Raw genomic sequence first — 24,560 nt, forward strand, 5'->3', positions numbered from 1 at the left:
CGCGGGTAAAACCGCTCCTACAGGTACTGCACAACACTCGAGAGTTGTACGGCCCCTGTCGAATCAGCGGTTCTGCAGGAATTCGCGAATCCGCTCCGCCGCCTCGATGCACTCGGCCAGCGGTGCAACCAGTGCCATGCGCACACGCCCGGCGCCCGGGTTCACGCCATCCACTTCACGCGACAGGTACGACCCCGGTACCACCGTCACATGCTGAGCCTCGAACAGGTCGCGGGTGAACTCGGCATCGCTGCCGGGCACCTTGGCCCACAGGTAGAAGCTGCCATCCGGGCGCTGCACATCCAGCACCGGCTGCAGGATATCCAGCACGGCGTCGTACTTGGCGCGGTACTGGTCGCGGTTTTCACGCACATGCGCCTCGTCCTGCCAGGCAGCGATACTGGCCAGCTGGGTTTGTACCGGCATGGCGCAGCCGTGGTAGGTACGGTACAGCAGGAACGGCTTGATGATCTCGGCGTCACCGGCGACGAAGCCCGAGCGCAGGCCCGGCAGGTTGGAGCGCTTGGACAGGCTGTGGAATACCACGCAGCGCTTGAAGTCGCTGCGGCCCAGTTCCGCACAGGCGGTCAGCAGGCCTGGTGGCGGGGCATCCTCGTCGAAGTACAACTCGCTGTAGCACTCGTCGGCGGCAATCACGAAGTCGTGCTCGTCGGCCAGGGCAATCAGCTTCTTCAGGGTGTCCATCGGCACCAGTGCGCCGGTGGGGTTGCCCGGCGAGCACAGGAACAGGATCTGGCAACGCTTCCACACTTCAGCCGGCACGGCGTCGAAGTCGGGGTTGAAACCGTTGCTTTCCAGGCACGGCAGGTAGTGCGGGGTGGCACCGGCCAGCAGCGCTGCGCCTTCGTAGATCTGGTAGAACGGGTTGGGGCTGACCACCAGGCCGTCATCGGCGCGGTTGACCACGGCCTGGGTGAAGGCGAACAGCGCTTCACGGGTGCCGTTGACCGGCAGGATGTGGTGGTCGGCATCCAGCCAGCCGGCCGGTACGCCGAAGCGCCGCTCGCACCACTGGCCAATGGCCTGGCGCAGGGCGGGCAGGCCGATGGTGCTTGGGTACACTGCCAGCTTGTCGAGGTTGTCGGCCATGGCCTGGGCGACGAACACCGGCGATTCGTGCTTCGGCTCACCGATCGACAGCGCGATGGCGCGCTTGTCCGCCGCAGGCTTCACGCTGCCCAGCAGGGCGCGGAGTTTCTCGAACGGGTAGGGCTGAAGCTGGGTCAAGGCATGGTTCATCGGCGCAAGGTCTCGTCAATCGTCTAGTCGTTAAAAGGTCACGCGGGTGGGGCTGGCATCGCTGGCCTGGCCGGCCTGCAACTGCTGGACGATGGCCTCCTGCAGTCGGCTGCACAGCTGTGGGTCGGACAGCGGCTGGTTGTCGGCATCGGTGATGAAGAACACGTCTTCCACCCGCTCGCCAAGGGTGGCGATCTTGGCGTTCTGCAGCGACAGGTCGAACTCCAGGAAGATCCGCCCCAGCCGGGCCAGCAGGCCTGGGCGGTCGGGCGCGGTGATTTCGAGGATGGTCACCGGCCGCTGGGCATCGTTGAGGATGGTCACCTGTGGCGGGAAGTCGAAGTGCTTGAGCTGGCGCGGTACCCGGCGCTGGATGATGGTCGGGTAGTCCTCGGGGTTGCGCAGCGCTTCGGTCAGGCCGTCGCGAATCTGCTTGACCCGCTGCGGGTTGTCGCCGATCGAGCCGCCGTCGTTGTCCAGCACGATGTAGGTGTCGAGGGTGAACTGGCTGCTCGAGGTGATGATTCGCGCGTCATGAATGTTCAGGTTCAGCTGCGACATGGCTGCCACCGTGACGGCGAAGAAGTCGTGCTGGTCGGGGGCATAGATGAAGATCTGCGTGCCACCCTCGAACTCGCGCTGGGTGGTTTCCTTGATCAGCACCAGCGGCCCGCCATCGGCTGGCTGCTGGAGGATCGCGTCACTGTGCCAGGCCACGTCGGCAGCGGTGTGCTTGAGGAAGTAGTCATCCCCCAGCTGCGACCACAGTTGCTCGACATCGTCCGGGTCGGTGCCTTCGCGCACCAGGATATCCAGCGCCGCCGATTGGGTCTGGCGAATCTGCTCTTCGCGGTCCAGCGGGTTTTCCAGGCCTCGGCGCAGGGCGCGTTTGGTCTCGGTGTACAGCTGGCGCAGCAGGCTGGCCCGCCACGAGTTCCACAGGCTGGGGTTGGTGGCGTTGATATCGGCCACGGTCAGCACGTACAGGTAGTCCAGGCGTGTCTCGTCGCCCACGTGCAGGGCAAAATCGTTGATTACCTGAGGGTCGGACAGGTCCTTGCGTTGGGCGGTGGTCGACATCACCAGGTGGTTCAGCACCAGCCAGACGATCAGCCGGCTGTCCCAGGCCGGCAACTGGTGGCGCTCGCAGAACTTCTGCGCATCCACCGCGCCCAGCTCGGAATGGTCGCCCTGGCGGCCCTTGCCGATGTCGTGGTACAGGCCGGCCAGGTAGATCAGCTCGGGCTTGGGCAGGCGGCCCATGAGCTTGCTGGCCAGCGGGAATTTCTCGGACACCGGGGTGTATTGCAGCTTGCGCAGGTGCTTGATGAGGTTGAGGGTGTGCGCATCGACCGTATAGATGTGGAACAGGTCGTGCTGCATCTGCCCGACGATCAGGCCGAACTCCGGCAGATAGCGGCCAAGGATGCCGTAGCGGTTCATCCGCCGCAGGTTGCGGTGTATACCGATTTCACACTTGAACAGCTCGATGAACAGGCTGGTGTTGCGGATATCGGTGCGGAAAGTGTCGTCGATCAGGTGCCGGTGTTCGCGCAGCAGCCGCACCGTATCGGCGCGTACGCCCTTGATCTCGGGGTGCTGAGCCATCAGCACGAAGATTTCCAGCATTGCGAACGGTGTGCGCCTGAACACGTTCGGCCTGACTGCCTCTATATAGCCATCATGCAGGCGGAAGCGCGCATTCAGCGGCTGGGTGGTGCCGCTGTCGTCATCGGCGAGGATGACCTCCTCGAAGTGCTGGATGATCAAGTCGCACAGCTGGCTGATGCTCATCACCACCCGGTAGTACTGCTGCATGAACTGCTCGATCGCCCGCTTGGGGTTGTCGTCGCTGTAGCCCAGCAGCGCTGCGATGCTGCGCTGATGGTCGAACAGCAGGCGATCCTCGGCGCGCCCGGCCAGCATGTGCAAGGCGTAGCGCACCCTCCACAGGAAGTCCTGGGACGAGGCCAGCAGTTCGTTCTCGCTTTCCAGCAGGAAGCCTTCGCCGGCCAGCGCGTGCAGATTGAGGGTGCCGTACTGGCGGCGGGCCACCCACAGCACTGTCTGGATATCGCGCAGGCCACCGGGTGAACCTTTCACGTTGGGTTCGAGGTTGTACTCGGTGTCGTTGTACTTGTGATGGCGGGCCTTGAGTTCGGCGCGCTTGGCCAGGAAGAAGTCCTTGCTCGGCCACATGTGCGCAGTGCTGGTCACCTCAAGCATGCGTTGGCGCAGCGCCTCGGGACCGGCAATGGTGCGGCTTTCCATCAGGTTGGTGATGACCGTCAGGTCGGCGCGGGCCTGCTCGGCGCACTCGTCGACGGTGCGCACGCTCTGGCCTACTTCCAGGCCGATGTCCCAAAGCAGGGTGAGAAACCGCTCTATGGCGTCGCGGTACTGCTCGTGTTCGGCAGCACCCAGCAGGATCAGCAGGTCGATGTCCGAATGCGGGTGCAGCTCGCCGCGTCCGTAGCCACCCACTGCGACCAGGGCGATGCCGCTCTGGTCACCCCAGTCGAACTGGTTCCAGGCCTGTTGCAGGATGTTGTCGACGAGCCAGGCGCGGGCCTCGATCAGTGGGCGGATTTCGCTGCCACTGCGGAAACGCTTGTCGAGCACCTCGCCGGCCTGGCGGATGGCTTTCTTGAAGGCGGCGATGGGGCTCGCCTTGAGGGCCAGTTCCGCCTGGAACTGGCCGCGGTCGAACAGCTCGGGGTCCACCTGGGGCATCGCGTCACGTTCCTGTCGTAGGGTGGCCTGTGGGAGTGCGGTCAGGCCGAGGTGCGCGGGATGGTGTCGTCCTTGCGCAGGGTGAAGATCTCGTAGCCGGTCGCGGTCACCACCAGGGTGTGCTCCCACTGGGCCGAGAGTTTGCGGTCCTTGGTGATGGCGGTCCAGCCGTCGCCCAGCACCTTGGTGTCGGCCTTGCCCTGGTTGATCATCGGCTCGATGGTGAAGGTCATGCCTTCCTTCAGCTCCATGCCGGTGCCGGCGCGGCCGTAGTGCAGGATCTGCGGCTCTTCGTGGAACACCTTGCCGATGCCATGGCCACAGAACTCGCGTACCACCGAGAAACCGTTCTTTTCAGCGTGCTTCTGGATCACTTCGCCGATGTCGCCCAGTCGGCAGCCCGGCTTGACCAGTTCGATGGCCTTGTACATGCACTCCTGGGTGACCTTGGACAGGCGCTCGGCCCATACCGGCACGGTGCCGACGTGGAACATGCGGCTGGTATCGCCGTGGTAGCCGTCCTTGATCACGGTGACGTCGATGTTCAGCGTGTCACCGTCCTTGAGCGGCTTGTCGTTGGGGATGCCGTGGCAGACCACATGGTTGATCGAGGTGCAGATCGACTTCGGGTAGCCCTTGTAGTTGAGCGGTGCCGGGATGGCCTGCTGGACGTTGACGATGTAGTCGTGGCACAGGCGGTCCAGCTCTTCGGTGGTGACACCGGGCTTGACGTGTTCCTCGATCATTTCCAGCACCTCGGCGGCCAGGCGGCCGGCGATGCGCATCTTCTCGATGTCTTCTGCGGTCTTGATGGTGACGGTCATTACAGGCTCTCTACAGCGCCGTGCACGGCGCGAACAAACGGGAAAGGCCGGATTCTAGCAGAGCAGGGCGCCGATCGGTCGGGATAAAGGCGGCAATGCTGCTGTCTACAGCTGGCATTCTGGCGCGAAAGCCGGGGTGCTGCAAAAACCGCTGACGGACGCAACGGTATCCGGGTTCCGTTCGGTCGCGGTCTGTGGTATAAAATGCGCCGCTTTCGGGGACGACCCCGTCAGCACTTAACCCACACACGTGTCGACACGATGACCTGGGTGCCCCGAGTTGCAGAATTCGCGGGTTGGTCATTGGGATACGTGGAGGCCCAACCCGACTTATCAAGGAACTATCATGTCCCAAGTCAACATGCGCGATATGCTGAAGGCCGGTGTGCACTTCGGCCACCAGACCCGTTACTGGAACCCGAAAATGGGCAAGTACATTTTCGGCGCGCGTAACAAGATCCACATCGTCAACCTGGAAAAAACCCTGCCAATGTTCAACGACGCTCTGTCGTTCGTAGAGCGCCTGGCCCAGGGCAAGAACAAGATCCTGTTCGTCGGTACCAAGCGTTCCGCCGGCAAGATCGTCGCCGAGCAAGCTGCTCGTTGCGGTTCGCCGTACGTTGACCACCGTTGGTTGGGCGGCATGCTGACCAACTACAAGACCATCCGCGCTTCGATCAAGCGCCTGCGCGACCTGGAAACCCAGGCCGAAGACGGCACTTTCGCCAAGCTGACCAAGAAAGAAGCCCTGATGCGCTCCCGCGACCTGGAAAAACTGGATCGCAGCCTGGGCGGCATCAAGGACATGGGTGGTCTGCCAGACGCTCTGTTCGTTATCGACGTTGATCACGAGCGCATCGCGATCACCGAAGCCAACAAGCTGGGCATCCCGGTAATCGGCGTTGTCGATACCAACAGCAGCCCGGAAGGTGTTGACTACATCATCCCAGGTAACGATGACGCCATCCGCGCTATCGAGCTGTACATGACTTCGATGGCTGACGCAGTCATCCGCGGCCGCAACAACGTTGCCGGCGGCACCGAAGTTTACGCTGAAGAAGCGGCTGCACCTGCTGCCGAGTAATTAGACGCTAGCGTCGACTTGGCACGCAAAAAGGGGGCTCTGCCCCCTTTTTGCCACCTTGAAATCCTGCTGTCAGCATCGGCCCCGCATCATGGGCCCGCTGAGATAAACACAGTGGATTTGCAGAATTGAACGCCCGTGACGAACGGGTGGAATGGTTGAAAAACTTTCCAAGAGGATTTTGAAATGGCAGCAATTACTGCAGCGCTGGTCAAAGAACTGCGCGAGCGTACCGGCGAAGGCATGATGGATTGCAAGAAGGCCCTGGAAAAGGCCGGCGGCGACATCGAAAAAGCCATTGACGACATGCGTGCCTCGGGCGCCATCAAGGCCGCCAAAAAGGCTGGCAACGTCGCTGCTGAAGGCGCTATCGCCGTCAAGACCGACGGTAAATCCGCCGTCCTGCTGGAAGTGAACTCGCAGACCGACTTCCTGGCCCTGCAAGACGACTTCAAGAACTTCGTTGCCGACAGCATCGAAGAAGCCTTCGCCCAGAAGCTGACCGACGCTGCTCCGCTGATCGCTTCGCGTGAAGCTGCTCGTGAAGCCCTGGTTGCCAAGTGCGGCGAGAACGTCAACATCCGTCGCCTGGTGCGCGTTGAAGGTGACGTTGTCGGTGCCTACCTGCACGGCAACAAGATCGGCGCTGCCGTTGTCCTGAAAGGCGGCGACGTCGATCTGGCCAAGAACATCGCCATGCACGTTGCAGCTTCGAACCCTGAGTTCCTGCTGCCGTCGGAAGTATCGGCCGAAGCCATCGAGCGCGAGAAGGGCGTCTTCCTGCAGCTGAACGCTGACAAGATCGCCGGCAAGCCGGAAAACATCGTCGAGAACATGATCAAAGGTCGTATCTCGAAGTTCCTGGCCGAAGCCTCGCTGGTCGAGCAAGCCTTCGTCATGAACCCGGAAGTCAAGGTTGGCGATCTGGCCAAGAAAGCCGGCGCTGAAATCGTTTCCTTCACCTACTTCAAGGTAGGCGAAGGCATCGAGAAGCCAGTCGACGACTTCGCTGCTGAAGTTGCCGCTCAGGTCGCTGCTGCCAAGCAGTAAGACAGCCCCGTCTGTCGCCCCAAAGAGGCTGCCCGCTCACGCGCGCAGCCTCTTTGTCAAAACGGCGAAGGGTTTATAAGGCCCGTCGTCGCTGGCACCGAAGCGGTGCCACGCTACAGTTAGCAGGCTGCAAACAGCCCGCACGAATTTTCTAAAAGTACGCCGCAGGAGAGACTCGCAATGGCTCAGCAGGTGAGTGGTCGCCAACCTCGCTATAAACGCATTTTGCTCAAACTTAGCGGCGAGGCCCTGATGGGCTCGGAAGACTTCGGGATCGACCCGAAAGTGCTGGATCGCATGGCCCTCGAAGTTGGCCAGCTGGTAGGGATCGGTGTCCAGGTCGGCCTGGTGATCGGTGGTGGCAACTTGTTCCGCGGCGCCGCGCTCAGCGCAGCCGGCATGGATCGCGTCACCGGTGACCACATGGGCATGCTGGCTACCGTGATGAACGGCCTGGCCATGCGCGACGCGCTGGAGCGCTCGAACATCCCGGCCCTGGTCATGTCGGCCATTTCCATGGTCGGTGTCACCGATCATTACGATCGTCGCAAAGCTATTCGCCACCTCAACTCCGGGGATGTGGTAATTTTCTCCGCCGGTACCGGCAACCCGTTCTTCACCACCGACTCCGCCGCCTGCCTGCGCGCCATCGAAATCGATGCCGACGTGGTGCTGAAGGCGACCAAGGTCGATGGTGTGTACACTGCCGATCCATTCAAGGACCCGCATGCCGAGAAGTTCGATCACCTGACCTACGACGAGGTCCTGGATCGCAAGCTGGGTGTGATGGACCTGACCGCAATCTGCCTGTGCCGTGACCACAAGATGCCATTGCGGGTATTCAACATGAACAAGCCTGGCGCCCTGCTGAACATCGTGGTGGGTGGCGCTGAAGGTACTCTGATCGAGGAAGGCCAAGCATGATCAACGACATCAAGAAAGACGCGCAGGAGCGCATGGGCAAGTCTATCGAAGCCCTGGCTCGCAACCTCGCGGCAATCCGCACCGGTCGCGCCCACCCAAGCATCCTGGACAGCGTCAAGGTCACTGCCTGGGGTAGCGAGATGCCACTGAACCAGGTGGCCGCGATCACCGTCGAAGATGCCCGCACCCTGAAGATCGTCGCCCACGACAAGAACCTCAGTGCTGCCATCGAAAAGGCCATCCTCACCTCCGACCTGGGCCTGAACCCGTCCAGCGCCGGCACCACCATTCGTGTGCCGATGCCGGCCCTGACCGAGGAAACCCGCAAGGGCTACACCAAGCAGGCCAGCGGCGTTGCCGAGGATGCCAAGGTAGCCGTGCGCAATGTGCGCCGTGACGCTCTGGCCGACCTGAAGAAGCTGACCAAGGACAAGGAAATCAGCGAAGACGAAGAGCGTCGCGCCGCTGACGAGATCCAGAAGCTGACCGACAAGTACGTTGCCGAAGTCGATGCAGCCTTCAAAGCCAAGGAAAAGGACCTGATGGCCGTCTAAGGCCGGGGCTTTTTAATGGAAAAGACCAAGCCAGCGGCGCCGTCCTCGGTGCCGCGTCATGTCGCGATCATCATGGATGGCAACAACCGCTGGGCGAAAAAGCGCCTGTTGCCCGGCGTTGCCGGGCACAAGGCGGGTGTAGACGCCGTTCGCGCGGTCATCGAAGTCTGTGCCGAATCCGGGGTCGAGGTGCTGACCCTGTTCGCCTTCTCCAGCGAGAACTGGCAGCGTCCCGCCGAAGAGGTCGGTGCGCTGATGGAACTGTTCTTCTCGGCCCTGCGCCGCGAGGCCAAACGCCTCAACGAGAACAACATCAGTCTGCGTATCATCGGTGACCGTTCGCGCTTCCATCCCGAGCTGCAGGCCGCCATGCGTGAGGCCGAGGCACTGACTGCCGGCAACAATCGCTTTATCTTGCAGATCGCGGCCAACTACGGTGGCCAGTGGGATATCGCCCAGGCCGCCCAGCGGCTGGCGCGGGAAGTGCAAGCCGGGCACCTGCGCCCGGAAGACATCACCCCGGGCCTGCTGCAGACCTGCCTGGCAACCGGCGAGCTGCCGCTGCCGGACCTGTGCATCCGCACCGGTGGCGAGCACCGCATCAGCAACTTCCTGTTGTGGCAGCTGGCCTACGCCGAGCTGTACTTCTCCGACCTGTACTGGCCGGACTTCAAACACGAGGCCATGCGCACCGCCCTGGCCGATTTCGCTTCGCGCCAGCGCCGCTTCGGTAAGACCAGCGAGCAGGTCGAGGCTGGAGCTCGTGCTTAATGCTTAAACAACGCATCATTACCGCGCTGATCCTGCTGCCGATCGCGCTGGGTGGCTTCTTCCTGCTCAACGGTGGGGACTTCGCCCTGTTCATCGGCTTCGTGGTGACCCTCGGCGCCTGGGAGTGGGCGCGTCTGGCCGGGCTCATGGCCCAGCCGCTGCGCATCGCCTATGCCGTGGTCGTCGCCGGAGCGCTGATGCTGCTGTACATCCTTCCGGAGCTGGCGCCCTGGGTGCTGGGCGCTGCGGTGATCTGGTGGGGGTTGGCCACCTGGCTGGTGCTTACCTATCCACGTAGTAGCGAGCTGTGGGCCAGTGCAGCCTGCCGGTTGCTGATCGGCCTGCTGGTTTTGCTGCCGGCCTGGCAGGGTCTGGTGCTGCTCAAGCACTGGCCGCTGGGTAACTGGCTGATCCTGTCGGTCATGGTGCTGGTGTGGGCTGCCGATATTGGCGCGTACTTCTCCGGCCGTGCCTTCGGCAAGCGCAAGCTGGCGCCTCAGGTGAGCCCTGGCAAAAGCTGGGAAGGCGTGTATGGCGGCCTGGCGGTCAGCCTGGTGATTACCCTGGTGGTCGGCATCAGTCGCGACTGGGGCTTCGGCCAGATTCTGCTGGGCCTGCTGAGTGCAGCCCTGGTGGTCATGTCTTCGGTGGTCGGTGACCTGACCGAAAGCATGTTCAAGCGCCGTTCCGGCATCAAGGACAGCAGCAACCTGTTGCCTGGCCATGGTGGGGTACTCGATCGCATCGACAGCCTGACTGCGGCGATCCCGATTTTCGCCGTGCTGCTATGGGCCGCCGAATGGGGTGTGATGTGAGCCGTCCGCAGCGTATTACCGTGCTCGGGGCCACCGGCTCCATCGGCCTGAGCACGCTGGATGTCATCGCGCGCCATCCCGACCGTTATCAGGTGTTCGCCCTGAGTGGCTATTCGCGTATCGACGAATTGCTTGCGCTGTGCGTGCGCCATCGGCCGACATTCGCCGTGGTACCGAATGCCGAGGCGGCCGCGCGACTGCGCGAAAGCCTGGTTGCGGCAGGTTGCGCCACCGAGGTGCTGGAAGGCGAGGCCGGGTTGTGCCAGGTGGCTTCTGCGTCGGAAGTGGACGCGGTGATGGCGTCCATCGTCGGCGCCGCCGGCCTGCGCCCCACCCTGGCGGCGGTCGAGGCGGGCAAGAAGGTGTTGCTGGCCAACAAGGAGGCGCTGGTGATGTCCGGCGCGCTGTTCATGGAGGCGGTGCGGCGCAGTGGTGCCGTGCTGCTGCCGATCGACAGCGAGCATAATGCGATCTTCCAGTGCATGCCCGGCGACTACGCGCGCGGCCTGAGTGCCGTCGGCGTGCGCCGGATCCTGCTTACTGCCTCCGGTGGCCCGTTCCGCGAGACGCCCGTCGAGGCGTTGCTGGACGTCACCCCGGAACAGGCGTGCGCGCACCCCAACTGGTCCATGGGGCGCAAGATTTCCGTGGATTCGGCCAGCATGATGAACAAGGGCCTGGAGCTGATCGAGGCCTGCTGGTTGTTCGATGCCGCACCGGCCAAGGTCGAGGTGGTAGTGCACCCGCAGAGCGTGATCCACTCCCTGGTGGATTATGTGGACGGTTCGGTGCTGGCGCAGTTGGGTAACCCGGACATGCGCACACCCATCGCCAACGCCCTGGCCTGGCCCGAGCGGATCGATTCCGGTGTGGCACCGCTGGACCTGTTCGCCATCGCCCGTCTGGACTTCCAGGCGCCCGACGAACAGCGCTTCCCTTGCCTGCGCCTGGCGCGGCAGGCTGCCGAGGCCGGCAACAGCGCACCGGCCGTGCTCAATGCGGCAAACGAGGTCGCAGTCGAGGCATTTCTCCAGCGGCGTATCCGCTTCCCGGAGATCGCGGGTATGATCGAACAGGTGCTCGATCAGGAGCCCGTCGTACCGCTGCCGTCGTTGGACGCGGTGTTCGCCGCCGACCAGCGTGCCCGGGAGCTTTCCCGTGAGTGGCTGAGGCGTCACGGTCGCTGATGCAGGCCCGCCACGGTTCACGAGGGGGCTGGGCATGATGCCAGCCCGCTGAACATCATTCGGAGATGGATATGACAGCGCTCTACATGATTATCGGCACCCTCGTAGCCTTGGGTGTACTGGTCACTTTCCATGAATTCGGCCACTTCTGGGTGGCACGCCGCTGCGGTGTCAAGGTGCTGCGCTTCTCGGTGGGCTTCGGCACGCCGCTGCTGCGCTGGCATGACCGCCATGGCACCGAGTTCGTGGTCGCGGCGATCCCGCTGGGTGGCTACGTCAAGATGCTCGACGAGCGCGAGGGGGACGTGCCGCCGGCGCTGATCGAGCAGTCGTTCAACCGCAAGTCCGTGCGCCAGCGCATCGCGATCGTCGCGGCGGGCCCGGTTGCCAACTTCCTGCTGGCCATCCTGTTCTTCTGGGTGCTGGCGATGCTGGGTACCCAGCAGATCCGCCCGGTGATCGGCGCGGTCGATGCGGGCAGCCTGGCAGCATCGGCAGGCCTGACCGCAGGTCAGGAAATCGTCTCCATCGACGGCAAGCCGACCAATGGTTGGTCTGCGGTCAACCTGCAACTGGTTCGCCGCCTGGGCGAGAGCGGCACCTTGCAGATTGGCGTGCGTGAAGAGGGCACCAGCGCCGAGCGCCAGCTGCAGGTGAAGCTGGACAGCTGGCTCAAGGGCGCCGACGAGCCGGACCCGATCCAGTCCCTTGGGCTGCACCCTTGGCGCCCGGCGATCTTGCCGGTGTTGGCCGAGATCGATCCGAAGGGGCCGGCTGCCGCTGCGGGCCTGAAAACCGGTGACAAGCTGCTGGCCCTCGATGGCGTGGCAGTGAGCGAATGGCAGCAGGTGGTCGATGCCGTGCGGGCCCGCCCGCAAGCCAAGGTTCTTGTGCGTGTCGAGCGCGATGGTGCTGCGCTGGACGTCCCGGTCACCCTGGCGCGCAAGGGCGAGGGCAAGGCGGCCGGCGGCTATCTGGGCGCCGGGGTAAAAGGTGGCGAATGGCCTGCCAACATGCTTCGCGAAGTCAGCTACGGCCCGCTGGATGCGGTGAGTGAGGGCTTGTCACGCACCTGGAACATGAGCGTCCTGACCCTTGAATCGCTGAAGAAAATGCTGTTCGGGGAGCTCTCGGTAAAAAACTTGAGCGGACCGATAACCATTGCTAAAGTGGCGGGCGCTTCAGCCCAGTCCGGCGTGGGGGATTTCCTGAATTTCCTGGCCTACCTGAGCATAAGCCTGGGGGTTCTTAACCTGCTGCCCATCCCGGTTCTGGATGGGGGGCATTTGCTGTTTTACCTGGTCGAGTGGGTGCGCGGTCGTCCGCTGTCGGATCGGGTGCAAGGTTGGGGGGTCCAGATCGGTATCAGTTTGGTCATAGGGGTGATGTTGCTCGCCCTGATCAACGATCTGGGTCGACTATAAAGCTTCGCTCAATTGCGAAACCTGCCGTCTTGTCGCGGCGGGCTGTTTATTGCCAGTTGGAATAAAAGGACTTCATGAAACGTCTGCTGCTAACTGCGGTCATGTCCGCACTGATGATCGCTGAAGTTCACGCCGAGTCCTTCACCATCTCCGATATCCGCGTCAACGGCCTGCAGCGGGTTTCCGCCGGCAGTGTCTTCGGTGCCTTGCCGCTGAACGTCGGCGACCAGGCCGATGACCGCCGACTGGTGGAGTCGACCCGTTCCCTGTTCAAGACCGGCTTCTTCCAGGACATTCAGCTGAACCGCGATGGCAATGTCCTGATCATCAACGTGGTCGAACGCCCGTCGGTGTCGAGCATCGAGATCGAAGGCAACAAGGCCATCAGCACCGAAGACCTGATGAAAGGCCTGAAGCAATCCGGCCTGGCCGAAGGCGAGATCTTCCAGCGTGCCACCCTCGAAGGTGTGCGTAACGAACTGCAGCGCCAATACGTGGCCCAGGGCCGCTATTCGGCCGAGGTCGACGCCGAGGTGGTGCCGCAGCCGCGCAACCGCGTGGCGCTGAAGATCAAGATCAACGAAGGCACCGTCGCCGCCATTCAGCACATCAACATCGTTGGCAACAACGTGTTCGACGACGAGACCCTGGCGCAGCTGTTCGAGCTGAAGACCACCAACTGGCTGTCGTTCTTCAAGAACGACGACAAGTACGCCCGCGAAAAGCTCTCCGGTGACCTGGAGCGCCTGCGTTCCTACTACCTGGACCGCGGCTACATCAACATGGACATCGCCTCCACCCAGGTGTCCATCACGCCGGACAAGAAACACGTCTACATCACCGTCAATATCAACGAAGGCGAGAAGTACACCGTCCGTGACGTGAAGCTGTCCGGTGACCTGAAGGTGCCGGAAGATCAGGTCAAGTCGCTGCTGCTGGTGCAGCCTGGCCAGGTGTTCTCGCGCAAGGTGATGACCAGCACCTCCGAGCTGATCACCCGCCGCCTGGGTAACGAAGGCTACACCTTCGCCAACGTCAACGGTGTGCCGCAGCCGAACGATGAAGACCACACCGTCGACATCATGTTCGTGGTCGACCCGGGCAAGCGTGCCTACGTCAACCGCATCAACTACCGCGGCAACACCAAGACCGAAGACGAAGTGCTGCGTCGCGAAATGCGCCAGATGGAAGGCGGCTGGGCCTCGACCTACCTGATCGACCAGTCCAAGACCCGCCTGGAACGCCTGGGCTTCTTCAAGGAAGTGAACGTCGAGACCCCGCCGGTGCCGGGCACCGACGACCAGGTCGACGTCAACTACAGCGTCGAGGAACAGGCCTCCGGCTCGATCACCGCCAGCGTCGGTTTCGCCCAGAGCGCCGGCCTGATCCTCGGTGGTTCGATCAGCCAGAGCAACTTCCTCGGTACCGGTAACAAGGTATCCATCGGCCTGACCCGTTCGGAATACCAGACCCGCTACAACTTCGGCTTCGTTGACCCCTACTTCACTGCCGATGGCGTGAGCCTGGGTTACAACGCCTTCTACCGCAGCACCGACTACGACGACCTCGACGTCGACGTGGCCAGCTACGCGGTGGACAGCTACGGTGCAGGCGTCAGCCTCGGCTACCCGATCAGCGAGACCTCGCGCCTGACCTATGGCCTGAGCGTGCAGCAGGACAAGATCAAGACCGGCAAGTACACCGTTGACGAGATCTTCGATTTCCTCGAAGAGGAAGGCGACAGCTTCCTGAACTTCAAGGCCTCGATCGGCTGGTCGGAGTCGACCCTGAACAAAGGCGTGCTGGCGACCCGTGGTCACTCGCAAAGCCTGACCCTGGAATCCACCATTCCGGGCAGCGACCTGTCGTTCTTCAAGCTCGACTACCGCGGCCAGCTGTTCAAGCCGATTACCAACGACTACACCCTGCGCCTGCACACCGAGCTGGGCTATGGTGATGGTTACGGCAGCACCTCCGGCCTGCCGTTCTACGAGAACTACTTCGCGGGTGGCTTCAACTCCGTCCGTGGCTTCAAGGACAGCAGCCTGGGCCCACGCAGTACCCCAAGCCGCGGCGAGGCCAACGGTGGCAAGCCAGGCACCATCGCCGATCCGGACCAGGATCCGTTGCCGTTTGGTGGCAACGTGCTGGTACAAGGTGGTGTGGAGCTGCTGTTCCCGCTGCCATTCGTCAAGGATCAGCGTTCGCTGCGCACGTCCGTGTTCTGGGATGTGGGTAACGTGTTCGACACCAATTGCGGCAACCAGCCTGATTGCGAGAAGGTCGGTTTCTCGGGTATGGCCAGCTCGGTCGGCCTGGGCGTGACCTGGATCACCGCACTGGGCCCGCTGAGCTTCAGCCTGGCAATGCCGGTCAAGAAGCCGGACGATGCCGACACCCAGGTGTTCCAATTCTCTCTGGGCCAGACCTTCTGAGGTCGGCCCTCGCTTAATGACAACGGTTTATCCAGGAGTGCATCGTGCGTAAGTTGACCCAACTGGCCGTAGTGGCCGCGGCGCTTGTCGCCACCCCGGCTTTCGCCGAAATGAAGGTTGCCGTCCTGAACTATCAGATGGCCCTGCTGGAGTCGGACGCCGCCAAGAAATACGCGGTGGATGCCGAGAAGAAGTTCGGCCCGCAACTGACCAAGCTGAAAAGCCTGGAAAGCAGCGCCAAGGGCATCCAGGACCGTCTGATCAAGGGCGGCGACAAGATGCAGCAGCAGGAGCGCGAGCGCCTGGAACTCGAGTTCAAGCAGAAGGCCCGTGACTTCCAGTTCCAGTCCAAGGAACTGAACGAAGCCAAGGCCGTTGCTGACCGCGACATGCTCAAGCAACTGAAGCCGAAGCTGGATGGCGCTGTCGAGGAAGTGATCAAGAAGGGTGGTTACGACCTGGTCCTCGAGCGTGGCGCGGTCATCGATGTCAAGCCTCAGTACGACATCACCCGCCAGGTCATCGAGCGCATGAACCAAGCCCGTTGATATGACTGTGACCATGACGCTAGGCCAGTTGGCCGAGGCCCTCGGCGCCACTCTCAAGGGGCCCGAGGCGCTGCAGATTACCGGGCTGGCCACCTTGCAGGAGGCTGGCCCAGGTCAGTTGAGCTTCCTCGCCAACCCGCAGTACCGCAAGTTCCTGGATAGCAGCCAGGCGGCTGCGGTGCTGCTGAAGGCGGCGGACGCCGAAGGCTTTGCCGGCAATGCGCTGATCGTCGCCGACCCGTATCTGGCCTATGCGCGCATCTCCCACCTGTTCGACCCCAAACCCAAGGCTGTGGCGGGTATTCATCCCAGCGCCGTGGTGGCCGAGGACGCGCAGGTGGACGCCAGTGCCAGCATCGGGCCGTTCGCGGTCATCGAAAGCGGTGCGCGCATCGCGGCTAATGTCAGTGTGGGTGCACACTGTGTGGTCGGTGCCCGTTGCGTGATCGGTGAGGGCGGCTGGCTGGCCCCGAGGGTCACCCTGTACCATGATGTGACCATCGGAAAGCGTGTGGTCATCCAGTCAGGTGCCGTGATTGGCGGTGAAGGCTTCGGTTTTGCCAACGAGAAGGGCGTGTGGCGCAAAATTGCCCAGATCGGTGGTGTCACCATCGGCGACGACGTGGAAATCGGTGTCAACACTGCGGTCGACCGCGGGGCACTGTCGGATACGCGCATCGCTGATGGGGTCAAGCTCGACAACCAGATCCAGATCGCCCACAACGTGCAGATCGGTGAGCACACGGCCATGGCTGCCTGCGTCGGGATTTCCGGCAGCACGCGCATCGGCAAGCATTGCACCATTGCCGGAGGTGTCGGCATGGTGGGTCATATCGATGTCTGTGATAACGTTTTCGTGTCCGGGATGACCATGGTGACCCGTTCGATCACCGAACCGGGTGCCTATTCTTCCGGCACTGCCATGCAGCCACTGGCTGAATGGCGCAAGAGCGCCGCGCGTATCCGCCACCTGGACGACATGGCCAAGCGTCTCCAGCAGCTGGAAAAACGCGTCGATACCGTGACCTCAGGTGGCCAGCCGACATCAGAAGGCTGATACCATTCCCTGAGCAAGAGTGAACAGTCGCTAGCTGGCTCCTCTTTGGACTGCAAAAGGAGCGTGTGGTCAGCACCTGCGCTCCCTATTCTTATTACAGGCTTCCCCCCCGAAATGATGGACATCAACGAGATTCGCGAATACCTGCCTCACCGTTACCCGTTCCTGTTGGTGGACCGCGTGACGGAGCTGGACTACGAGGCCCAGAGCATTCGTGCCTACAAGAATGTCAGCATCAACGAGCCGTTCTTCAACGGCCATTTCCCGGCGCACCCGATCATGCCGGGCGTCCTGATCATCGAAGCCATGGCACAGGCCGCGGGTATCCTCGGTTTCAAGATGCTCGACGCCAAACCGGCCGATGGCACCCTGTACTACTTCGTCGGCTCCGACAAGCTGCGTTTCCGTCAGCCGGTACTGCCGGGTGACCAGCTTGTGCTGGAGGCGAAGTTCCTCAGCCGCAAGAGCATGATCTGGAAATTCGAGTGCCGCGCCCTGGTCGACGGCAAGCCGGTTTGCTCGGCAGAAATCACCTGTGCGGAACGCTCCCTATGAATTCGATTGATCCTCGGGCCATTATCGACCCCTCGGCCAGGCTGGCCGATGGTGTCGAGGTCGGCCCCTGGTCGATCATTGGCCCTGATGTGGAGATCGGGGAGGGCACCGTTATCGGCCCGCATGTTGTGCTCAAAGGGCCGACCCGCATCGGCAAGCACAACCGTATCTTTCAGTTTTCCTCGATCGGCGAAGACACCCCGGACCTCAAGTACAAGGGTGAGCCGACGCGCCTGGTGATCGGTGACCACAATGTGATCCGCGAAGGGGTGACCATTCACCGCGGTACCGTCCAGGACCGTTCGGAAACCACCGTCGGTGACCATAACCTGATCATGGCCTATGCCCACATCGGCCACGACAGCGTTATCGGCAACCACTGCATCCTGGTCAACAACACGGCCTTGGCCGGCCATGTGCACGTGGGGGATTGGGCGATCCTGTCCGGTTACACCCTGGTGCACCAGTACTGCCATATCGGTGCCCACGCGTTTTCCGGCATGGGCACGGCGATCGGCAAGGATGTCCCAGCCTTCGTCACCGTGTTCGGCAGCCCGGCCGAAGCCCGCAGCATGAACTTCGAAGGCATGCGCCGCCGGGGTTTCAGCGACGAGGTGATCCATGTGCTGCGCCGTTGCTACAAGATTGTCTATCGCCAGGGCCTGACCGTCGAAGACGCGCTCAAGGAGCTGGACGAACTGGCTGCGAAGCACCCTGAGGTCGATCTGTTCCGCCAGTCGATCGTGAACTCCGCCCGCGGCATCACCCGCTGACATGGCCCAGCTTTGCGTAGCCTTGGTCGCAGGTGAGGCCAGCGGCGATATTCTCGGTTCAGGCTTGATGCGTGCCATCAAGGCACGCCACCCCGATGTACGGTTCATCGGCGTTGGTGGTCCCTTGATGGAAGCCGAAGGCCTGCAATCCTATTTCCCCATGGAGCGCCTGGCCGTCATGGGCCTGGTCGAAGTGCTGGGGCGCCTGCGCGAGCTGCTCAAGCGGCGCAAGCTGCTGATCGAGACCCTGATCGGCGAAAAGCCCGATGTGTTCATCGGCATCGATGCCCCCGACTTCACCCTCAACATCGAACTGAAACTGCGTCAGGCCGGGATCAAGACCGTGCACTACGTCAGCCCGTCGGTATGGGCCTGGCGGCAGAAGCGTGTGCTGAAGATTCGCGAAGGCTGCGACCTGATGCTGACGCTGTTGCCATTCGAGGCGCGGTTCTATGAAGAGCAGGGCGTGCCAGTGCGCTTCGTTGGCCACCCGTTGGCCGATACCATCCCGCTAGAAGCCGACCGTCCTGCGGCGCGTGCCGCGCTGGGCCTGGGCGAAGGGCCGGTAGTGGCGTTGATGCCGGGTAGCCGGGGCGGCGAAGTAGGGCGCCTGGGGGCACTGTTCCTGGATGCTGCCCAAAGGCTGCGCCAGCAGGTACCGGGCGTGCGTTTCGTACTGCCCTGTGCCAATGCCGCGCGGCGCGCCCAGGTCGAGCAGATGCTCGAAGGGCGTAAGCTGCCGCTGACCCTGCTCGATGGCCAGTCGCACCAGGCTTTGGCGGCCTGTGACGCGGTGCTGATCGCCTCGGGTACTGCCACCCTCGAAGCGCTGCTGTACAAGCGGCCGATGGTTGTGGCCTATCGCCTGGCGCCCCTGACCTACTGGATCCTCAAACGCCTGGTAAAGAGCCCCTACGTTTCGTTGCCGAACCTGCTGGCCCAGCGTGCGCTGGTACCCGAGCTGCTGCAGGATGACGCCACCAGCGAAGCACTGGCCAATACCCTGGCGCCGCTGGTAGCCGATGGCAGCCGGCAGACCGAAAGTTTCGACGAAATTCACCGCACCCTTCGCCGTGACGCCTCCAACCAGGCGGCCGAGGCGGTACTGGCCTTGCTCAAGGACCGCTGACATGCAAATTGGACTGGACTTCAACCTGGTCGAGGACCTGGTCGCGGGCGTCGACGAAGTGGGCCGTGGCCCGCTGTGCGGTGCAGTCGTGACCGCGGCGGTGATCCTCGACCCGGCGCGCCCGATCCTCGGCCTGAACGATTCGAAGAAACTCACCGAAGCCAAGCGCGAAGCGCTGTTCGACGAGATCTGCGAAAAGGCCTTGAGCTTCTGCATCGCGCGTGCCGAGGTCGAGGAAATCGACCGCCTGAACATCCTGCATGCGACCATGCTGGCCATGCAGCGCGCGGTGGAAGGCCTGCACATTACACCGAAGCTGGCCCTGATCGACGGTAACCGCTGCCCGAAACTGGCCGTACCGGCGTCGCCGGTAGTCAAGGGCGATAGCCAGGTGCCGGCCATCGCGGCGGCGTCGATCCTGGCCAAGGTGACCCGTGACCGGGAGATGAGCGCATTCGAGCTGATCTACCCGGGTTATGGCATTGGTGGGCACAAGGGGTACCCGACCCCGGTGCACCTCGAGGCGCTGGCACGGTTGGGGCCTACGCCCATTCATCGGCGCTCCTTTGCCCCGGTGCGGGCTGCGTGGGACGCACGTGAAGGCGTCACCGACTCCCTGATCTGACCTCTGGGGCCGCCTTGCGGCCCTTCGCGGGCACGCCCGCTCCCACAGGTATGGCGCCGTTCCCGAGGGCGATGATATTCCTCTGGGAGCGGGCGTGCCCGCGTACGGCTGCGAAGCAGCCCCAAAAAACATCCCCATTTACGCTACAATCCCGCCCTTGTCGTTCAGCATTGCTACAGGATCTTCCATGTCGGTTCCCTTCGTTCACCTGCGCGTCCACTCCGAATTCTCGCTGGTCGACGGCCTGGTGCGGATCAAGCCGCTGGCCAAGGCGCTGGCCGGGATGAACATGCCGGCAGTGGCGATCACCGACCAGAGCAACATGTGCTCGCTGGTAAAGTTCTACAAGACTGCCATGGGCGCGGGCATCAAGCCGATCTGCGGCGCCGACCTGTGGCTGGCCGCTGCCGACCCGGAAGCACCGCTGTCGCGTATCTGCTTCCTGGCCATGAACCCCAAGGGGTACCGCAACCTCACCGAGCTGATCTCGCGCGGCTGGACCGAGGGCCAGCGCAACGGCCTGGTGATCCTTCAGCGTGAATGGATCGCCCCGGCCAGCGAGGGCCTGATCGCCCTGTCCGCAGGCAAGGAAGGTGACATCGGCATGGCCTTGCTGGCGGGGCGGCAAGATGAAGCCGAGGCCCTGCTGCAGGACTGGATGGCGATGTTCCCCGAGCGCTTCTATGTCGAGGTGCAGCGCACCAACCGCGCCCGCGACGAGGAATATGTGCACGCCGCCGTGGCCTTGGCCGACAGGTTCGGCGCTCCGCTGGTGGCAACCAACGATGTGCGTTTCATCAAGCAATCGGACTTCGATGCTCACGAAACCCGCGTATGCATCGGTGAGGGCTGGACCCTTGACGACCCGCGCCGCCCAAGGATGTACAGCGACCAGCAGTACCTGAAGTCGGCCGAAGAAATGACCGAACTGTTCAGCGACCTGCCCGACGCCATTGCCAACACCGTCGAGATTGCCAAGCGTTGCAACATCCAGGTGCAGCTGGGCAAATACTTCCTGCCCGACTTCCCCACGCCCAATGGCATGGGCATCGATGACTACCTGCGGCATGTGTCCCACGAAGGCCTGGAAGAGCGCCTGGCAGTGCTGTGGCCGAAAGAGACCACGCCCAACTACGAAGAGAAGCGCCAGGTTTACCTGGACCGCCTGAAGTTCGAACTGGACATCATCATCCAGATGGGCTTCCCCGGTTACTTCCTGATCGTGATGGACTTCATCAAGTGGGCCAAGAACAACGGTGTGCCGGTAGGCCCGGGCCGGGGGTCGGGTGCTGGCTCGCTGGTGGCCTACGTACTGAAGATCACCGACCTCGACCCGCTGGCCTACGACCTGCTGTTCGAGCGCTTCCTCAACCCTGAACGTATTTCCATGCCCGACTTCGACGTCGACTTCTGCATGGATGGCCGTGACCGGGTGATCGACTATGTGGCCGAAGCCTATGGCCGCAACGCGGTCAGCCAGATCATCACCTTCGGTACCATGGCGGCGAAGGCGGTGGTGCGAGACGTGGCGCGGGTACAGGGCAAGTCCTACGGCCTGGCCGACCGCCTGTCGAAGATGATCCCGTTCGAAGTGGGCATGACCCTGGAAAAGGCCTACGAGCAGGAAGAGATCCTGCGCGACTTCCTCAAGGGTGACGAAGACGCCCGCGAAATCTGGGACATGGCCCTGAAGCTCGAGGGCGTGACACGCGGTACCGGCAAGCACGCCGGTGGTGTGGTCATTGCCCCCACCAAGCTCACCGACTTCTCGCCGATCGCCTGTGATGAAGAGGGCGGCGGCCTGGTAACCCAGTTCGACAAGGATGACGTCGAGGCCGCCGGCCTGGTGAAGTTCGACTTCCTCGGCCTGCGGACCCTGACCATCATCAAGTGGGCGATGGAGATCATCAACCGCGAGCAGGCCAAGAAGAACCTGCCCGATGTAAACATCGACTTCATCCCACTGGACGACCGCAAGACCTACGAGCTGTTGCAGAAGGCCGAAACCACGGCGGTGTTCCAGCTTGAATCGCGGGGCATGAAAGAGCTGATCAAGAAGCTCAAGCCCGACTGCCTGGAAGACCTTATCGCACTGGTGGCGCTGTTCCGCCCAGGTCCGCTGCAGTCGGGCATGGTGGACGACTTCATCAACCGCAAGCACGGCCGCGCCGAGCTCGCCTACCCCCATCCGGACTACCAGTACGAAGGCCTGAAGCCGGTGCTGGCACCGACCTACGGCATCATCCTGTACCAGGAACAGGTGATGCAGATCGCCCAGGTGATGGCTGGCTATACCCTCGGCGGCGCCGACATGCTGCGCCGTGCGATGGGTAAGAAGAAGCCCGAGGAAATGGCCAAACAGCGCGGTGGTTTCATTGAAGGTTGTGCCAACAACAATATCGATGCAGACCTGGCTGGTAACATCTTCGACCTGGTGGAAAAGTTCGCCGGTTACGGCTTCAACAAATCCCACTCCGCCGCCTATGGCCTGGTTTCGTACCAGACCGCATGGCTGAAAACCCACCACCCGGCGCCGTTCATGGCTGCGGTGTTGTCGGCGGATATGCACAACACCGACAAGGTGGTGGTGCTGGTCGAGGAAGTGCGCAGCATGAAGCTGCGCCTCGACGCGCCCGACGTGAACTTCTCCGACTTCAAGTTCACCGTCAACAATGACGGGCGCATCGTCTACGGCCTGGGCGCCATCAAGGGCGTCGGCGAGGGCCCGGTGGAGGCGATCGTCGAGGCCCGCGCCCAGGGTGGCCCATTCAAGGACCTGTTCGACTTCTGTGAGCGCATCGACCTCAAACGGGTCAACAAGCGTACCCTCGACGCGCTGATCCGCAGTGGTGCGCTGGACCGCCTGGGCCCGCACTTCCATGACGAGATCAAGGCCTACCACGCCAATATCGATATCAACCGTGCAACCCTGCTCTCGGCGCTGGGCGAGGCCATCAAGGCTGCCGAGCAGGCCGCCCACACAGCTGACAGTGGCCACGTCGACCTGTTCGGCGGCATGTTCGAAGAGGCGGATGCCGACGTCTACGCCAACCACCGCAAGGTGCGCGAACTGACCCTCAAGGAACGCCTGAAGGGCGAGAAGGACACCCTCGGCCTGTACCTCACCGGCCACCCGATCGACGAGTACGAGACCGAGATCCGCCGCTTCGCCCGCCAGCGCATCATCGACCTCAAGCCGTCACGCGAAACCCAGACCATCGCCGGCATGATCATTGCCCTGCGGGTGATGAAGAACAAGAAGGGCGACAAGATGGGCTTCGTCACCCTGGACGACCGCTCCGGGCGCATCGAGGCGTCGCTGTTTGCCGATGCCTTCATGGCGGCACAGTCCTTGCTGCAGACCGATGCCATGGTGGTGGTCGAAGGCGAGGTCAGCAACGACGATTTCTCCGGTGGCCTGCGCCTGCGGGTGAAGCAGGTGATGACCATGGAGGATGCGCGCACCAAGCTGGCCGAGAGCCTGCGCCTGAAGGTGGCACACGAAGCGCTCAAGGGCGACCGGCTGAAGTGGCTGGGCGAGTTGATTACCCGCCATCGCGGCGCTTGCCCGATCACCCTCGAGTACACCGGCAGCGACGCCAAGGCCATGCTGCAGTTCGGTGAGCAGTGGGCGATCGACCCGGCCGATGGGCTGATTCAGGCGCTGCGTGACCAGTTCGGGCGTGAGAACGTCTTCCTGCAATATCGTTGAACCGACAAAAATTTAATCTCGACCTGAATGCGCCTGATCCCTTAAGGTAGGGCGCCAAACGGATCAACCGGCCGGCCGCCTGGCCGTAGACCCAAGACGGATGACTATGAACCCGAATTTTCTCGATTTCGAACAGCCGATTGCCGACCTGCAAGCCAAGATCGAAGGCCTGCGCCTGGTAGGCAACGACAACTCGCTGAACATCAGCGATGAAATTGCCCGTCTGCAAGACAAGAGCAACACCCTGACCGAAAGCATCTTCGGCAACCTGACCAGCTGGCAGATCGCCCGCCTGGCTCGTCATCCGCGTCGTCCTTACACCCTGGACTACCTGGAGCACATCTTCACCGAGTTCGAAGAGCTGCACGGCGACCGCCACTTCTCCGACGACGCTGCCATCGTCGGTGGTACCGCGCGCCTGGATGGCAAGCCGGTCATGGTCATCGGTCACCAGAAGGGCCGCGAAGTGCGCGAGAAGGTACGCCGCAACTTCGGCATGCCGCGCCCTGAAGGCTACCGCAAGGCCTGCCGCCTGATGGAAATGGCCGAGCGCTTCAAGATGCCGATCCTGACCTTCATCGACACCCCGGGCGCCTACCCGGGCATCGACGCCGAAGAGCGCAACCAGAGCGAGGCCATCGCCTGGAACCTGCGCGTGATGGCGCGCCTGAAAACCCCGATCATCGCCACCGTGATCGGTGAGGGTGGTTCCGGCGGTGCGCTGGCCATCGGTGTGTGCGACCAGTTGAACATGCTGCAGTACTCCACCTACTCGGTGATCTCGCCGGAAGGCTGCGCCTCGATCCTGTGGAAGACTGCCGACAAGGCAGCCGACGCAGCCGAAGCCATGGGCATCACCGCCGAGCGCCTGAAGAGCCTGAACATCGTCGACAAGGTCATCCAGGAGCCGCTGGGCGGCGCCCACCGTGACCCGGCGAAGATGTCGGAAAGCATCCGTGCCGACCTGGTACAGCAGCTGGACATGCTCGGCAAGCTCGACCATGACGCGCTGCTGGCCCGCCGTTACGATCGCCTGATGAGCTACGGTCTCTGAGACACCCTGGGGCCGCTATGCGGCCCTTTCGCGACACAAGGCCGCT

At 62.7% G+C, this 24,560-nt stretch carries 20 protein-coding genes; 17 read left to right on the forward strand and 3 right to left on the reverse strand.

Annotation, left to right across the window (positions count from 1 at the left end):
* Window positions 1-63: 63 nt before the first annotated feature.
* From dapC to map, 3 genes are read right to left on the reverse strand one after another with little or no spacing between them, the layout of a single operon-like run.
* Window positions 64-1,260 (reverse strand): succinyldiaminopimelate transaminase, encoded by a 1,197-nt coding sequence (dapC, locus tag GEV38_RS06360; protein WP_015269191.1) that lies wholly within the window; start codon window positions 1,258-1,260, stop codon window positions 64-66.
* Window positions 1,261-1,290: 30 nt separating this feature from the next.
* A complete protein-coding gene (locus GEV38_RS06365) occupies window positions 1,291-3,993 on the reverse strand; it encodes a [protein-PII] uridylyltransferase (protein WP_054573194.1) in 2,703 nt (900 codons plus the stop codon).
* Between the two features lie 41 nt (window positions 3,994-4,034).
* On the reverse strand, window positions 4,035-4,817 hold the full coding sequence (map, locus tag GEV38_RS06370) for a type I methionyl aminopeptidase (protein ID WP_004375406.1): 783 nt from the start codon (window positions 4,815-4,817) through the stop codon (window positions 4,035-4,037).
* Window positions 4,818-5,163: 346 nt separating this feature from the next.
* Between map and rpsB the strand changes: the two genes are divergently transcribed.
* The 17 genes from rpsB (at window position 5,164) to accA (ending at window position 24,514) form a co-directional block, all read left to right on the forward strand.
* The gene (gene rpsB, locus GEV38_RS06375) at window positions 5,164-5,901 is read left to right on the forward strand and encodes a 30S ribosomal protein S2 (protein ID WP_003252287.1); all 738 of its coding nucleotides are present in this window, start codon (window positions 5,164-5,166) and stop codon (window positions 5,899-5,901) included.
* A gap of 186 nt (window positions 5,902-6,087) precedes the next feature.
* Window positions 6,088-6,951, forward strand: coding sequence for a translation elongation factor Ts (tsf, locus tag GEV38_RS06380; protein WP_015269193.1), 864 nt, complete (start codon window positions 6,088-6,090; stop codon window positions 6,949-6,951).
* 180 nt (window positions 6,952-7,131) lie between these two features.
* Entirely contained in the window at window positions 7,132-7,875 is a 744-nt protein-coding gene (gene pyrH / locus GEV38_RS06385) for a UMP kinase (protein WP_003252294.1), read from the forward strand.
* Window positions 7,872-8,429, forward strand: a complete 558-nt coding sequence (gene frr, locus GEV38_RS06390; protein WP_004375414.1) for a ribosome recycling factor — start codon at window positions 7,872-7,874, stop codon at window positions 8,427-8,429. Before pyrH ends, frr begins: the two co-directional genes overlap by 4 nt.
* A gap of 15 nt (window positions 8,430-8,444) precedes the next feature.
* Complete coding sequence (uppS, locus tag GEV38_RS06395) at window positions 8,445-9,200, forward strand: polyprenyl diphosphate synthase (protein WP_013971252.1); 756 nt, start codon at window positions 8,445-8,447, stop codon at window positions 9,198-9,200.
* Window positions 9,200-10,015 carry a phosphatidate cytidylyltransferase gene (locus GEV38_RS06400; protein WP_013971253.1) on the forward strand — a complete coding sequence of 272 codons (816 nt, stop codon included), beginning with the start codon at window positions 9,200-9,202 and terminating at the stop codon, window positions 10,013-10,015. The genes uppS and GEV38_RS06400 overlap by 1 nt, the downstream gene beginning before the upstream one ends.
* Window positions 10,012-11,202: a 1-deoxy-D-xylulose-5-phosphate reductoisomerase gene (gene ispC, locus GEV38_RS06405; RefSeq protein WP_015269195.1), complete on the forward strand. Its 1,191-nt coding sequence runs from the start codon at window positions 10,012-10,014 to the stop codon at window positions 11,200-11,202. The genes GEV38_RS06400 and ispC overlap by 4 nt, the downstream gene beginning before the upstream one ends.
* Window positions 11,203-11,273: 71 nt before the next feature.
* Window positions 11,274-12,626 (forward strand): RIP metalloprotease RseP, encoded by a 1,353-nt coding sequence (rseP, locus tag GEV38_RS06410; protein WP_054573193.1) that lies wholly within the window; start codon window positions 11,274-11,276, stop codon window positions 12,624-12,626.
* Window positions 12,627-12,700: 74 nt separating this feature from the next.
* A complete protein-coding gene (gene bamA, locus GEV38_RS06415; RefSeq protein ID WP_013971256.1) occupies window positions 12,701-15,061 on the forward strand; it encodes an outer membrane protein assembly factor BamA in 2,361 nt (786 codons plus the stop codon).
* A gap of 44 nt (window positions 15,062-15,105) precedes the next feature.
* Complete coding sequence (locus tag GEV38_RS06420; RefSeq protein ID WP_015269197.1) at window positions 15,106-15,609, forward strand: OmpH family outer membrane protein; 504 nt, start codon at window positions 15,106-15,108, stop codon at window positions 15,607-15,609.
* A gap of 1 nt (window position 15,610) precedes the next feature.
* The gene (gene lpxD, locus GEV38_RS06425) at window positions 15,611-16,666 is read left to right on the forward strand and encodes a UDP-3-O-(3-hydroxymyristoyl)glucosamine N-acyltransferase (RefSeq protein ID WP_013971258.1); all 1,056 of its coding nucleotides are present in this window, start codon (window positions 15,611-15,613) and stop codon (window positions 16,664-16,666) included.
* A gap of 114 nt (window positions 16,667-16,780) precedes the next feature.
* Window positions 16,781-17,221, forward strand: coding sequence for a 3-hydroxyacyl-ACP dehydratase FabZ (fabZ, locus tag GEV38_RS06430; RefSeq protein ID WP_004375427.1), 441 nt, complete (start codon window positions 16,781-16,783; stop codon window positions 17,219-17,221).
* The gene (gene lpxA / locus GEV38_RS06435) at window positions 17,218-17,994 is read left to right on the forward strand and encodes an acyl-ACP--UDP-N-acetylglucosamine O-acyltransferase (protein WP_015269198.1); all 777 of its coding nucleotides are present in this window, start codon (window positions 17,218-17,220) and stop codon (window positions 17,992-17,994) included. Before fabZ ends, lpxA begins: the two co-directional genes overlap by 4 nt.
* A gap of 1 nt (window position 17,995) precedes the next feature.
* Window positions 17,996-19,123 carry a lipid-A-disaccharide synthase gene (gene lpxB / locus GEV38_RS06440; RefSeq protein ID WP_015269199.1) on the forward strand — a complete coding sequence of 376 codons (1,128 nt, stop codon included), beginning with the start codon at window positions 17,996-17,998 and terminating at the stop codon, window positions 19,121-19,123.
* 1 nt (window position 19,124) lies between these two features.
* The gene (gene rnhB / locus GEV38_RS06445; RefSeq protein WP_013971261.1) at window positions 19,125-19,748 is read left to right on the forward strand and encodes a ribonuclease HII; all 624 of its coding nucleotides are present in this window, start codon (window positions 19,125-19,127) and stop codon (window positions 19,746-19,748) included.
* A 187-nt stretch (window positions 19,749-19,935) separates the two neighbouring features.
* On the forward strand, window positions 19,936-23,460 hold the full coding sequence (gene dnaE / locus GEV38_RS06450) for a DNA polymerase III subunit alpha (RefSeq protein WP_054573192.1): 3,525 nt from the start codon (window positions 19,936-19,938) through the stop codon (window positions 23,458-23,460).
* A 106-nt stretch (window positions 23,461-23,566) separates the two neighbouring features.
* Window positions 23,567-24,514 carry an acetyl-CoA carboxylase carboxyl transferase subunit alpha gene (gene accA / locus GEV38_RS06455; RefSeq protein ID WP_015269200.1) on the forward strand — a complete coding sequence of 316 codons (948 nt, stop codon included), beginning with the start codon at window positions 23,567-23,569 and terminating at the stop codon, window positions 24,512-24,514.
* Window positions 24,515-24,560 lie beyond the last annotated feature (46 nt).

Source organism: Pseudomonas sp. 13159349 (assembly GCF_013305685.1).
In the GTDB taxonomy this organism is placed as follows: Bacteria; Pseudomonadota; Gammaproteobacteria; order Pseudomonadales; family Pseudomonadaceae; genus Aquipseudomonas; species Aquipseudomonas asiatica.